At 53.9% G+C, this 13,604-nt stretch carries 11 protein-coding genes; 5 read left to right on the top strand and 6 right to left on the bottom strand.

What is annotated here, in order from left to right; genetic code table 11:
- Window positions 1–12: 12 nt before the first annotated feature.
- The 5 genes from QGH09_06025 to QGH09_06005 form a co-directional block, all read right to left on the bottom strand.
- Window positions 13–624, bottom strand: coding sequence for a gluconate 2-dehydrogenase subunit 3 family protein (locus QGH09_06025; GenBank protein HJO17737.1), 612 nt, complete (start codon window positions 622–624; stop codon window positions 13–15).
- A gap of 11 nt (window positions 625–635) precedes the next feature.
- Window positions 636–2,327 (bottom strand): GMC family oxidoreductase, encoded by a 1,692-nt coding sequence (locus QGH09_06020; GenBank protein HJO17736.1) that lies wholly within the window; start codon window positions 2,325–2,327, stop codon window positions 636–638.
- Window positions 2,328–2,377: 50 nt separating this feature from the next.
- Complete coding sequence (locus QGH09_06015) at window positions 2,378–3,472, bottom strand: N(4)-(beta-N-acetylglucosaminyl)-L-asparaginase (GenBank protein HJO17735.1); 1,095 nt, start codon at window positions 3,470–3,472, stop codon at window positions 2,378–2,380.
- Window positions 3,473–3,559: 87 nt separating this feature from the next.
- A complete protein-coding gene (locus tag QGH09_06010) occupies window positions 3,560–5,047 on the bottom strand; it encodes a sulfatase-like hydrolase/transferase (GenBank protein HJO17734.1) in 1,488 nt (495 codons plus the stop codon).
- 379 nt (window positions 5,048–5,426) lie between these two features.
- Entirely contained in the window at window positions 5,427–6,593 is a 1,167-nt protein-coding gene (locus tag QGH09_06005) for an FAD-binding oxidoreductase (protein HJO17733.1), read from the bottom strand.
- Here QGH09_06005 and QGH09_06000 point away from each other — a divergent pair.
- Together QGH09_06000 and ilvA are read left to right on the top strand one after the other, a co-directional pair.
- Window positions 6,592–6,759, top strand: a complete 168-nt coding sequence (locus tag QGH09_06000) for a hypothetical protein (protein ID HJO17732.1) — start codon at window positions 6,592–6,594, stop codon at window positions 6,757–6,759. The two genes, QGH09_06005 and QGH09_06000, sit on opposite strands and share 2 nt — an antisense overlap.
- Window positions 6,760–6,769: 10 nt before the next feature.
- Window positions 6,770–8,299, top strand: a complete 1,530-nt coding sequence (gene ilvA / locus QGH09_05995) for a threonine ammonia-lyase, biosynthetic (protein ID HJO17731.1) — start codon at window positions 6,770–6,772, stop codon at window positions 8,297–8,299.
- Between the two features lie 27 nt (window positions 8,300–8,326).
- Here the strand turns inward: ilvA and thrC are convergent, their stop codons facing one another.
- Window positions 8,327–9,661, bottom strand: a complete 1,335-nt coding sequence (thrC, locus tag QGH09_05990) for a threonine synthase (protein ID HJO17730.1) — start codon at window positions 9,659–9,661, stop codon at window positions 8,327–8,329.
- 186 nt (window positions 9,662–9,847) lie between these two features.
- Between thrC and QGH09_05985 the strand changes: the two genes are divergently transcribed.
- The 3 genes from QGH09_05985 to QGH09_05975 all read left to right on the top strand — a co-directional run bounded on the left by QGH09_05985 (window position 9,848) and on the right by QGH09_05975 (window position 13,600).
- Window positions 9,848–10,888 carry a phosphotransferase gene (locus QGH09_05985; protein ID HJO17729.1) on the top strand — a complete coding sequence of 347 codons (1,041 nt, stop codon included), beginning with the start codon at window positions 9,848–9,850 and terminating at the stop codon, window positions 10,886–10,888.
- Between the two features lie 339 nt (window positions 10,889–11,227).
- Complete coding sequence (locus QGH09_05980) at window positions 11,228–12,349, top strand: N(4)-(beta-N-acetylglucosaminyl)-L-asparaginase (protein HJO17728.1); 1,122 nt, start codon at window positions 11,228–11,230, stop codon at window positions 12,347–12,349.
- A gap of 123 nt (window positions 12,350–12,472) precedes the next feature.
- A complete protein-coding gene (locus QGH09_05975; protein HJO17727.1) occupies window positions 12,473–13,600 on the top strand; it encodes a N(4)-(beta-N-acetylglucosaminyl)-L-asparaginase in 1,128 nt (375 codons plus the stop codon).
- Window positions 13,601–13,604 lie beyond the last annotated feature (4 nt).

Genomic DNA, 13,604 nt, shown 5'->3' with positions numbered 1-13,604 from the left:
GATTACTAGGCTTCAGTCTTCGTAGCGGACCCCGAGCTTGGCCAGCGCGTCGGGCGGGCATCCTTGCCAGTTCGACAGATATCTATTTCCGAGATATTGCAAATCATCGATTCCCTCTCGACTCGTCCAGAAGCCGGTTGCGGTGAGGTCCCGGATATTCGAGAAGAACCTCACGCCTTCCTCGAGGGTTTCAGAAGCGCGCCCAGGCCAGGCAATGTCATCGAGAAGGCCAGCTCGTTCTTCGTCCGAACAGTCGACAAATGATTGGTCGAATCGCTGCCGACACTCAGTATCCAGCCAACTCAGACCATTCCGCATCGCGCGTTGTCGGTCGGGCTGGTCCAACATCATAAAATCAATAAATTCTGGAACCCCTGCGCTGGATGCGCCACCAGACCGGCTATCGGCAGGCAGAATCATTTCGGTCAAAGTGGTAACAGTTGCAAATTCATGCTGCGTCAGAAAGTTCAATGTAAAGGTAGATTGGGAATTAGTGGCTTCTTGTCGGGCCGCATCTGCCCGCGCGCGCGCGGTTCTGGCTTCAGCAGGAGTCCAGGCGAGCCCTGCGGCGAGCGGGGCCGACATCAGTTGCTTGAGAGCGTCACGTCTCGGAATTTTACTCATTGAGATATCTGCTAGAGTTCGCCACGATTCCGCATGTCAGCAATGTGCTCTCCGGTTCGCATGGCAAGGGCCATGATAGTCCAGGTGAGATTCTTGTCTGCTTGCGACACGAACGGGCCTCCGTCAGCGACGAAGAGATTCTTGACTTCATGGGCTTGGCAGTGCGCGTTTAATACCGAGGAGTCAGCGGAATGGCCCATCCGAGTTACCCCAGCTTCATGAATAATTCGGCCGCCTGGCTCAAGACGAAATTCGTTTTCTCTGTTAGGTTCGGGCGTGAGGGAAGTCCCACCCATGTCATCAATGAGTTCCCGAAAGGTTTGTTGCATGTGGCGAGACTGGAGGCGTTCGTGGTCGTTCCACTGAAAGCTAAAGCGCAACACTGGAATTCCCCAGCGGTCAACAGTGTCCGGGTCGATTTCGCAGTAGCTATGAGCGTTCGGGATCATTTCCCCGCGTCCGGAAAGGCCAACCACCGCACCGTAGTAGCGGCGGTAGTCCTCCTTCAGGCTCTGGCCCCATCCACCTCCGGAGGGATAACGTTCAATGCCGCTAAAACTCCCAAATTTTGGCATTCGACGGCCACCCCAGGGTTCGATGTGATAACCCCTCGGAAAATCAAGATTGGCGTTCTCAAGCCACCATGGCATAAAGACGTGCATGCCCCCAGCGCCATCTTCGTTATGTGGCACGCCGTCTAGGAGCGAGGGAATAAAACCCGCAACGTCGGTTCCGGTGGAATCAGTTAAATAGCGACCAACCGTCCCGCTCGAGTTCGCCAGGCCGTCCGGGAACAGCGTTGACTTGGAATTTAGGAGTAGTCGTGCAGATTCGCACGCACTAGCTGCGAGGACGACGATACGCGCCCGGACGTGGCGCTCCTGCCCATTATTTGTGTTGACGTATGAAACGCCGGTAGTAAGGCCACTGCGGTTGATGGTTACCTCGCGTCCCATCGCGTTGGTTATAATCGTCAACCGGCCAGTGGCCAGAGCAGGGGGTAAAAGTACGGTCGGTGACGAAAAGTTTGAAGCCGTGCGGCAGCCTCGTCCACACTGGCCACAGTAATGACAAGCTGACCGACCATTGTGGCCTTGCGTAAGAATCGACATCCTCGAAGGAATACACGTGACACCAAGACGATCACACGACTGCTTGATCAGAAGCTCATAGCACCGTGGCCGTGGTGGAGGCTGAAAAATTCCGTCCGGCTCGTTGGGGAGCCCTTCGGCTGAACCAAAAAGTCCTACGAGACGGTCTAGTGAATCGTAGTAGGGCTTAAGTTCCTCGTAGCTAATCGGCCAGTCGTCTCCGAGACCGTCGAGACTGCGACGGCGGAAATCGTTTGGGCCGTACCGGAGTGAGATTCGACCCCAATGATTTGTTCGACCACCAAGCATGCGCGCGCGGAACCAGTCGAAGCGCTCGCCAGCCGCTACGGTATATGGCTCGCCGTCCAACTCCCATCCGCCAATGCAAGCGTCAAATTCTCCGAAAGGTCGTTCAGTGCCGGCTCCACGTCGAGGTGAATCATACGGCCACGCAAACATCTGGGAGTCGGACCTCGTGTCCCAGGGCGCCCCTGCCTCTAACATCACGACTTCGGCTCCGGCCTCTGTGAGCACCTTGGCCACCATGCCACCGCCGGCACCAGAGCCAACTACGCAGACATCGTAGGGAAGAGTGGCCTGGTTTGTCGCCATTAGATTCGCTATTCTAGTGGTAGCTTACTGAACAGTCTAACTAGAGATGGCTACCGCCACGGGAGAGCGTCGAGCTCTGCTTGGGTTAAGGCTGGGAGGATAGCCCCTCCTGGCTCTGTTCGATGTCCCCGTTCGTCATGCACAGCGAAGCCAAGACCAGCCGAGGAACCAGTTGCTTGACTACCATCCCGTATCTCGCGACCTCGCAGAGAGCAGCACCCATAGCGACTTTGTTTGTCTAGCGCAACAAGCTTTAGGTTGAACATTGGACGCTCGTTGTTCCGCTCCGACACCCGCTGACAAAATGCTTCGCAGGCCGCTTGTGGTGTCAAGCCTTCTCGCATGCGTTCAACCACAAAGAAACTGCCGCAATTCTTCACACATTCTTCGCCGTGCCCAGTGGCACCGGCAGCTCCGACTGCGTTGTCAACGTAAAGACCGGCTCCGATAATAGGTGAGTCACCGACGCGCCCAACCAACTTGAAGTGGTGCCCCACCGTGCTGGTTGCACCAGCGAGATCGCCATTTTGGTCTAACGTCAGGACATTAATCGTTCCGCCTTCCGGCTCGGATGGGTCACGGGGTGGGAAATAGTAGTCACGATCGCTAAGTGTTTCCTTCCATTCAAGCCAGTGTTGTCTCGCTTCATCGGTCAGCAGGTTCTCCTCCGGAAAGCCATGCATTTTGGCGAATCGAAGGGCGCCACGGCCAACCAAGAGCCAGTGATCGGTTCGTTCCATGACCAACCGGGCGATTGATGAAGGAGTCTTTATGTTTTCTATGGCGGCGACTGCGCCGATATTGTTGTTGTCGGCACCGTTCATGACGCACGCATCCAACTGCAAGAACCCGTCCTCGTTAGGATCGCCACCGTAGCCCACTGTTGCATCTCTCGGGTCCCGTTCTGAAATATTGGTAGCCTTCTCTGCAGCGTCCATAGCGCTACCACCTGCCCGCATTAGATCCCAGGCAGCGGTCGTAATTTCCTCTCGCACCAGCGGGTTAGTTTTAGAGGTAACAACCAGGGGCCGCCCCGGGCTTCCAGCTTGAGGAGAGCCAACTGCGGTAGTTGTGATAGGAAGAATGGTTCCAACGCCGGTCATTCCGGATAGAAAGTGTCGACGACTGAGCTTCATTGAATGCATGTGTCCTCCTGGCTACACCGGCTAAGCGTTGGACTTCGGCCTCGGATGTAGCCTGTTGAAAATCAATTTAGCGGTCTACTGAGTACATCAAAAATATTTCTGAACAATCCAAGGTGGTTGCCAGCGGTCGGGGCTTCGCTCCAGGTTGTCAATGTTTAATGTTCCGGTATCTGTCGATTCAGTAAAAAGGCTCTGGGTGTCGCCAACCCGCTCTTGCCATTCCACCAGTAAAGCCGTTAGCTCCTCGACGAGTTCGGAATGAGGCGATTCATTAGCTAGATTCTGGATCTCGTCTGGGTCATCCTGCAGATCGAAGAGTTGCGTCCGATTGACCTGAGGATAGCGAATAAGCTTATAACGGCTGTTCCGTACGGCTCGGGCCACGTCCGTGTAGGCCAAAAAGAGCGAGTCTCGAATCTTTTCTTGTTCCCCAGTCCAGAGGCCAGACAAATCCAACCCGTCTAGATCAATAGGCGAAGGAATGTTGGTAAGCGCCGATATGGTCGGAAAGAGGTCGAACAGGTAGGTGAGGGCGATGGAGCTTCCATGGGGAATCGTGGGTCCTGTGATGATCAAGGGACTTCGTTGGCTATGCTCATACACCGACTGCTTCCCGAGGAGGCCGTGCGAACCGATGGCGAGCCCGTGGTCCGCAGCGTAGATCACATAAGTGTTTTCGGCATGCCCAGCTTCCTCTAAGGCTTTAAGGATTCGACCAACTTGGGCATCGAGATGTGAGATGAGGCCGTAGTACTCCGCGATTTGATCTCGGAGGATTTCTGGAGGTCTAGGCCAGGCTGCGAGTTGCTCGTCACGAACTTGCATATCACCGATTTCGAATGGATGGTAGGGCAAGAAGTTCAAGGGTAGCGGAGGTAGGTTTTCATAATACATTTCACGATATGGCATTGGGGGGTTCCGAGGATCGTGTGGGGCCGTGAACGCGACGTAGGCATAAAAGGGCGCCTCCTCATCGTAAGTGCGAAGAAACTCAATGACGGAGTCGGCGAATGCCTCGCTCGAGAAGCCCTCCTCACGGTCGTTGGTTAGCGTACCATCCGGCGCCAGGTCCTGGAGAGGGACCCTAGTGTGGTCGCTCATGCCACCGAAGAAGACCGCCTTGCCGTGTTGAAAGGCTCTAAGCCAAGACGACGATCCATTGTGCCATTTTCCCGTTGCAAAGGTTGTGTAACCGTGTGCTCCAAGCAGTTCAGGCAAAAGGACAGTGTTACTGAGATCGTGTTGCACTCGAAAATACGCCTTGCCACTGTTAACCATTGCGCGACTCGGGATGCACACCGCGCCGCTGTTCCCTCCCATGTTGTAGTTCGCAAGGAAGCTGAACCCTTCACGGGCAAGTTGATCGATATTTGGGGTAGAGACGTCCGCATTACCCCAAGCTCCAATGGTGTCGGCACGTTGATCGTCAGCGAAGAGAAACAGAATGTTCGGACGAGCGGGCTCTGGCGCACGGCAGGCGGTAAATAGAAGAAACGCGCTGCCGATTAAGAGACCGGCCCTCTTTAGCGAGACGGCTACCGTGGCCGGAATATTCAAGGTATAAATTGCAGGCACAAGCGTAGGCGTGATTTTATCCCGGGATAATCCATTTTTGCACTCGAAACACACCGGCGACCTAGAGGCTGGAGACGAGTCATAATACCTAGCTATGCCGCCAGATCAAGTGTTTCCTAGAGCGCATGGTTACGTCGAATCGCTCGAACCGAATAGCAAAAAGGATGGCTGGAGAATGTGCTTCGCTCTAGGGAAAGTATGCGGTCCTCGTCGTTCGGCGAATCTCTGCAGTGGACTCGCATCGGCTATGGTCGTTGTGATCATCTTTGCGCTTGGAGTTGAAGCGCAAGAGGCATCAGAGATTTCTCTTAATTTTCAAAGAGACGTTCAACCCCTACTGGCCTAGCGTCTGCCGATGGCTCACTAAAGAGCGGACGCGCTAGACCACGTTAGCTTCTGGGGAGTTAGTCCCTGACCCAAATCGATTCAGCGCAAACGGTGAAGGGTCTATGTCTGTTTCGCGCCCGGTGATTTGCGCCGCGAGTAATCGGCCGATTGCTGGAGAATGCTGAAAGCCATGACCACTGAATCCATTAATGAGATAAAAACCGGCCACCGTATTCGCCTCGCCGACGATCGCGTTGCCGTCTGGACTCATAGCGTAGAGCCCAGCCCAGGCATGCGAGACTTTTCCTTCGACCAACGTTGGTAGGCGAGACATCGCAACCTCGACAACCGAGTCGAGAAAGTCCCAGCGAACAGTCATATCGAAACCAGGGGTTTCGTCTGGATCGCCCATTCCGAACAGAATGTTTGCTCCTTCACGGTGGAAGTAGAAGGAGGTGCTGGAGTCGATCACCATAATGTGACTATCTGGGTAATTGACTCCACTCGCCGCTTCACTGGGGGGCTGTGCAATAAAGATATTTCTTCTGAGTGGAGTTACTGGAACTTCGACGCCGGCAAGAGCTGCAACACGGGCTGCATGGGGGCCAGTTGCATTGACCACACTCGGTGTGGAGATGTTTCCCTTATTCGTTGTTACCCCTATAATCCGGTGCTTCTCGACCGTAATCCCTGTTACGGTTATGTTGCGTTCGATCTGGACACCTTTCGCCTGTGCAGCACGCGCGAAGCCCATGGTGAGTCCATTCGGATCCGCAATGCCGTCTCGCGCGCAGTAACTAGCGGCAAGGACGCCGTCAACGCTCAAGCCTGGGGCGAGCCGGACGGCGTCACTGGGAGTCACCAGATCAACCTCGACACCAAGACTCCGTTGGAGCGTAACGTTCTTGCGAAAGGTTTCGACTGACTCAGGTGTTGAAAGGAGAAACAGATACCCGTCTTGATGAAAATCCATGGGATATCCAACCTCCTCCTCAAACCGCTCCATCAGACGGATCGATTCCATGGAGAGCTGAATATTTTGACGAGTGGAGAATTGATGGCGGACGCCGCCGGCATTTCGTCCTGTAGATCCAACAGCTAACTGAGCTTCGCGCTCCAGTAACACTACGTTCTGAATGCCGAGGCAGGCTAGGTGGTATGCAGTGCTAGTACCCATACATCCGCCGCCAATAATCACAACGTCTGAGGTTGACTTCATGATGACTTCAAAGGCTCAAGGAACCGCAACTGTTCTCACATTAGCACAGCGGGGCCACTTTGGATTTCTGTCAGTTGACCAGCACTGCCATGCCTTCTATTATCAGGAGTTCACCCTTATGCATAATCCATTGACCGTGAATGATGACAACCTTCGGGTCAGATGATTGCGGAATTGTGCCTGTTAAGCCAACCATGCTAGACGATCTTCTACGAGAGATCCTTTCCAGTCGTGTCTATGACGTAGCCAAAGAGACCCCGCTTGAGTCAGCGGCGAAATTGACCAGTCGATTGGAAAACCTCGTCTCCCTCAAGCGAGAAGATCTCCAGCCAATTTTTAGTTTCAAGGTGCGCGGTGCATACAACAAGATTGCACAATTATCTGCCAAGGAACAAGCAAAAGGGGTGGTCACCGCGAGTGCGGGCAATCATGCCCAAGGAGTGGCTTTTGCGGCAAAGCGTTTAGGGATTCGCGCTGTAATTGTGATGCCGCAGACTACCCCGGCCATCAAGGTTGACGCGGTGGCCGAGATGGGCGCGGAAGTCATTCTTGAGGGGGACACCTTTGCAGAGGCCAAGGAGCGGTGTGATGCTCTGGTAATCGAAACGGGCCTGATCTTTGTCCATCCGTTCGATGATCCACTTGTTGTAGCCGGACAGGGCACCATCGGTGATGAGCTTCTGCGGCAGAGCAAGGGAAGGCTACATGCTGTCTTTGTTCCAATTGGGGGCGGAGGTCTCATTGCTGGAATTGGGGCCTACATCAAGGCCATCCAACCGAATGTTCGTATCATCGGAGTTGAGCCTTTTGAGGCTGACGCGATGTATCAGTCAATGGCGGCTGGACAGCGGGTCTCTCTAGAGTCTGTAGGAATTTTCGCCGATGGAGTAGCAGTTCGAGAAGTGGGCGAGTACACGATGTCGGTAGCTCAGGCGACCGTGGATGAGGTCATTCGTGTGTCGAACGACGAAATTTGCGCGGCTCTTAAGGATATCTTCGATGACACTCGGAGCATCATGGAACCGGCTGGAGCTTTGAGCGTGGCTGGTCTGAAGACCTACGTTGCTCGCGAGGAACCGCGCGGAGAGCACTTGGTTGCGATACTCAGTGGCGCAAATATGAATTTCGACCGTCTACGTTTTGTGGCCGAAAGGGCCGAGCTGGGCGAGGCCCGCGAGGCCGTGTTCGCAGTAACGATCCCGGAGCGTGCTGGAGCCTTTCGAGAGTTCTGCGCTTCAATCGGGCGGCGAGTAATTACAGAGTTTAATTATCGCCTGAGCAGTCGGGTGGAGGCTCACATTTTTGTTGGCGTAGCGACTCAATCAAAATCCGACGCGCAAGATTTGGCGGAGGAGTTGAATCAAAAAGGATACGAAGCTGTTGATCTGTCGAATAATGAGATTGCGAAATTGCACGTTCGGCACATGGTTGGAGGCCGGGCTCCTGATGTGACGAATGAGTCACTGTGCAGGTTTGAGTTTCCTGAACGACCAGGAGCCCTAATGCAGTTTCTAGATCGACTTGGGGGCAGATGGAATATTAGCCTCTTTCATTATCGGAACCATGGTGCTGACTTTGGTCGCGTGTTGGTTGCTTTTGAGGTGCCGGAGAGTGAACGTGAGGAATTTGCGGCATTCCTGGACAGCCTAGGTTATCCGCATCATCCGGAGCCGAATAACAAGGCGTACTCGTTGTTCCTGTCCTAAATAATCGAAGTCTGGCCACCAGGCAATCTAGTGAGAAGTCTGCCCTGAGGCCTCGTCCACTGCCTGGCAAACGGTGTCGTAATCGTCAGGAAGCTCTATCGGGCTGCAGGCGTAGGCGGGCTGAATATCAGACAGTTCTTGATTATGGTAAGCGCGTTTAAAATCTGTAAATTTGAGCCCGTTGGCTGTCGAAATTACGACAACTCGTTCCTCCGGACTAATCTTCCCGCCCCGTCGGAGCTTAATAAGCGCTGCGAGAGCAACACCAGTGTGGGGACAGTTGAACATGCCCGTGAGGTCTGCCTGAGCTGCGGCATCGGCCAATTCCGCTTCCGTCGCCTGTTCAACGACACCCTCGTATCGCTGAAGCGTCGTAATCGCTTTTTTGATAGAAACGGGATTTCCAATTTGTATCGCTGAGGCTTGAGTGCTCTCTGCATGAACCGGCTCAAAATTCCAGCGGTCCTTGTAAGCGCGGTATAAGGGATTAGCTTTGGCTGCCTGGGCAACCACAATTCTAGGACGTTTTTTCGTGAGGCCAAGAGCCTCCATCATATCGAGACCTGCCCCTAGGGCGCTTACGTTTCCGAGGTTGCCCCCGGGAATAATGAGAACGTCGGGCACTTCCCAGTCGAACTGTTGCGTGATTTCGATCGCAACGGTCTTTTGGCCTTCGAGACGAAGACTGTTCATTGAGTTGGCTAAATAGATCCTCTTCTCTGCCGCGAGGCGCTGGACAATGGCCATGCAACCGTCAAAATCTGTGTCGAGTGCAAACACCGTGGCGCCGTTGGCTAGTGGTTGCAAGAGTTGAGCACTGGAAACCTTACCTCGTGGCAAAATCACAATCGCTGGGATACCGGCTGCAGCGGAGTAGGCCGCTAGGGCGGCCGACGTGTCTCCGGTGGAGGCGCAGGCAATCGCCTGGATCGTCCGCCCCTCAGAAATCATTTGCCGCACCACCGAGACGAGAACAGTCATCCCAAGGTCCTTAAAGGACCCGCTGTGCGAGTTGCCACAAAGCTTGATCCACAGGTCTTTAAGACCGATCTCGTTACCGAACCGCTCCGCCCATAGAAGATTTGTTCCTCCCTCATCCATCGAAACAATATTGTCGTCCTCAAGGTCTGGGCACACCCACTCTTTCTTGCCCCAAACAGAAGAGCCGTAAGGCCAGGTTGTCCGCTTGTACCGATCGTCGAAGAGTTGCTTCCAGCTCTTTGGAGGCAGATTGCCTAGGGCCGCCAAATCGTGCTCGACTTCTAGTAAGTCGTTACAGGTTGGGCAACGATAAATAGGCTCTGTGAGGGCATGCTCGCCGTCGCAGCCAGCGATGCAGCGAAATTGGGCACGGTATGGCATAGCACTCTCAGTAATCGACCAGGATTTGTCTCCCGCCCATCCCCATATGAGGGCGGTCATAACACTAGGTATTGTACTCTCCTAGGCAATGATGGGGTCCACTTTCAGATAGGATAATGCTCCACTCAAGAGTCGAATTGTCGATAGAGCGGTCTGCGGGCGCATGATTTTTTGAGTCTTATTCCAATGGTGCTGACAAAGCGAGCTAGATTTGAGTCCTGTTGTCCCGGCGTCTTTTTTTTGGATGAACACGACCTCGACGGTCTCGGGCTCTATTTGCAAGATAAGAAATGGCTGACTGGCGAGGAGTTCCTCCTATCCGCTTCAAAGCCAGGCGAAGGCAATATGAACTACACCCTGCGGGTGAAGACTTCTACGAGACGTATGATTCTCAAGCAGGCTCGTCCATGGGTTGAGAAATATGATGACATCGCGGCGCCTTCAGAGCGTGCGGTAGTGGAAGGCCTGTTCTACCGTTTGATAGAGCATATTCCAGCCCTTCAGGCTCGGATGCCCAGACTCCTGGGTTTCGATTCTCAGTCTAGGCTCCTTATGCTTGAGGATATCGGAACCGGCTCTGATTACACGGGCCTGTATGCCGGTGAGACATTGACGTCGCAGGAGTTAGAGACGCTCATCAACTTCCTGGGCACTCTTCACGCTTCGTTCCTTGGCTCTAATCGGGATGGCCGATTCAATAATCAAGCCATGCGGCAACTGAACCATCAACACATCTTTCAGATCCCATTAGAGCAGGAGAATGGACTCGATTTGAATATGATCACACCTGGTCTTTCAGAATTGGCAGGCGAGTTGAGTAACGACAATGATTACGTAAATGCGGTGACAGAGCTTGGCAAGTTATATCTACAGAGTGGAGACGCTCTGGTGCACGGCGACTTTTTTCCAGGAAGTTGGCTTCATTCAGAGAGCGGTCCTCGAATTATTGACCCAGAATTCTGTTTCTTTGGACCACCGGAGTTCGATTTTGGCGTGTTGATTGGGCATTTACATTTGTCGAATCAGCCTACAGAACTGATCGATCGAGCCCTTCGGGCATACTCCGCCTCCTGCTCGAATCTCCCAAAGTCGACTAAGCTGCTGCGACAGTTTGCGGGGGTAGAGATCATGCGCCGTTTGATTGGAGTTGCGCAGCTTCCGCTCTCTGCCGACCTTGGCCGAAAGCAAATGCTCTTGACCCAATCACGACGGTTGGTGTTTTCGTAATCGAAGGCTCAAAGGTACCCTTTGTGAGGGAGACGCCATGTTTTGGACTGTGATCTTCGTGGGGCAACGAATTCAGTCGCTGTACGAGCTGTCGCTGGCCATCCAATGGAGCGCCGAGTTTGGTCGCCGCCTGACTTGAACAAACGGCGCCAGGACCCAAATAATTGTATACCAGGCCTGAGATTGCTAAGGGATTTGGTGAATCGTGCTTTAAAGAATTGACATCTTCAGAGGCCACGGCCAGAATCTTGAGTTCGGCAAGATGTTTAAGGATAAAAGGTGGTAGGTGTTCAGCTTTTTCCTTGTCTTGGACATCCAAACTATTAAGAGGGCATAACCATGCGGAAAAAGATTAACCGTAGAGAATTTGTGCTAGCTGGTGCGGCGACGGCGGGATTAGGCGTGGGACCACGTAAGGCCTTTGGCCGGGCCCCGGCCGTGCAAACGGCAGGCGTGAAGCCAGTGGTTGTGGCGTCTGGAAACGGTCATCGTTCCAGAAATAGTGACGGAGAGACCTGTGTTGAGGTTGCCTTCCGCAAAATGACTGCCGGCGATGACGTTCTTGATTCGCTAATTGCCGGCGTAAACATCGTTGAGCTCGATCCAAATGACGCAAGCGTCGGGTATGGGGGTCGTCCAAACGCAGATGGTGTAGTGCAGCTCGATTCTTGCTGCATGCATGGTCCGAAACGGCAAGCCGGTGGCGTCGGTGCGCTCGAAGGTGTGCGTGCTCCCTCCCTTGTGGCTAAAGCGGTGATGGATCACACCGACCATCACCTTCTAGTCGGAGATGGCGCCCAACAGTTCGCCAGAAATATGGGCTTCAATATCGAGGCTGACCTGAACACTGACAATTCGCGGCGGCAATACCTGGAATGGAAGCGGCGCACCGACCCTGGCCATTATCTTAATCCTGAAGAACGACTGGAAGCAGGCATCCAAGCAGGGCTTGATATGGTCGCTGAGGGGATTATTCCTGAAGAGGAATACTGGGGCACGATCAATTGTGACGGCATTAATGGACAAGGAGAGATTTGTGGAGTGACCACCACGAGCGGATTGTCCTGGAAGATCCCGGGTCGCGTCGGTGATTCACCAATCTTGGGAGCCGGACTCTATGTCGATGGAACCTACGGTGCAGCTGGGTCGACTGGTCGTGGCGAAGCAAACCTCTATAATCTCACCTCATATCTGATTGTTGAGAATCTTCGCAACGGCCTGAGTCCTAAGGATGCGGGCATGGCAGGACTTAAGCGGATTCAGGAGAATACGGTCGAGTCTCGCCTCCTAAACGATGAAGGAAACCCTTCGTTTGGAATTAACTTTTACATTGTTAACGCCAAGGGCGAGTATGCCGGCGTTTCACTCTACGAGAGCGAGCGGAGCCGATATGCAGTCTGCACAGAAAACGGGGCGGAACTGGCTCCGCTAGAAGGGTTGCTCCAGCGCTCAAATGGTTAGCTACCGCTGAGACGGCAGTCACTGCTTGAACCAGCGTCGGTCAATTGTAGAGCGATATAATCAAGCCGTGAAGGAAAGTGGGGAAGTGGTTCAAGGTAACATTAATTCGCAGGAGGAAATGTTATGAGTAGCAGGATTAGCCGTCGCGATTTTATTCAGACGGGCACCGTGGTTGCTGGCCTCACGGCCGCATCCTCGCGAAAGACGTTTGGCCGTGCGCCGGCGATTCAGTCGTCCGGAGTTAGACCGGTTGTCATCGCTTCCGGTAATGGACATCGGATTCGAAATGGAGGCTCTGAAACCTGCGTCGAAGCCGCGTTTCGGATGATGACCGAGGGCGAGGATGTACTCGAATCGCTAATCGCTGGTGTCAATCTGAATGAATTGGACCCCGAAGATGGAGGCGTTGGTTTTGGGGGATCCCCAAACGCAGATGGAATCGTCCAGCTCGACTCCTGCTGCATGCATGGTCCGAAGAGACGAGCCGGCGGCGTTGCTGGCATTGAAGGGGTAAAGACTCCTTCGCTAGTCGCTCACGCGGTTATGCAGCACACGGATCACCACCTGCTGGTTGGACAGGACGCTCAAGACTTCGCGCGAAATATGGGATTTACGATTCATGACGACCTGAATACCGACCGCTCACGAGAGCGCTGGCTTGAATGGAAGCGTCGCGTCGACCCGGGACATTACCTTAACCCGGGTGAACGAGCACGGGCCGGGTATGAGGCCGGCTTGGGCATGATGGCGGACGGTCGAATCGATGAGCACGACTTCTTCGGGACCATTAACTGCGATGGCATCAATTCCAGCGGCGAGATCTGTGGAGTGACCACAACGAGTGGCCTGGCCTGGAAGATCCCGGGTCGCGTCGGTGATTCACCAATCTTGGGAGCCGGACTCTATGTCGATGGCACCTATGGTGCAGCAGGGTCAACTGGGCGTGGCGAAGCGAACCTTTACAATCTCACCTCATATCTGATCGTTGAGAACCTTCGCAACGGCCTGAGTCCTAAGGATGCCGGCATGGCAGGACTTAAGCGGATTCAGGAGAATACGGTCGAGCCCAGACTATTGAATAGTCGGGGCAAGCCAGCGTTCGGAATCAGTTTTTACGTACTGAACGCCAAGGGGGAATATGCTGGCGTTTCGATGTATGCGACTGAGCGTAGTCGTTTTGCGGTGTGCACGGAAAATGGTGGCGAGCTAGTGCCCTTGGAGCCACTGCTTGAGAATTCAGCTTCTGATTAGAGGT

The organism is Vicinamibacterales bacterium (assembly GCA_036012125.1).
GTDB lineage: Bacteria > Acidobacteriota > Vicinamibacteria > Vicinamibacterales > UBA823 > UBA11600.
This window is presented reverse-complemented; position numbering and strand designations above follow the sequence as displayed.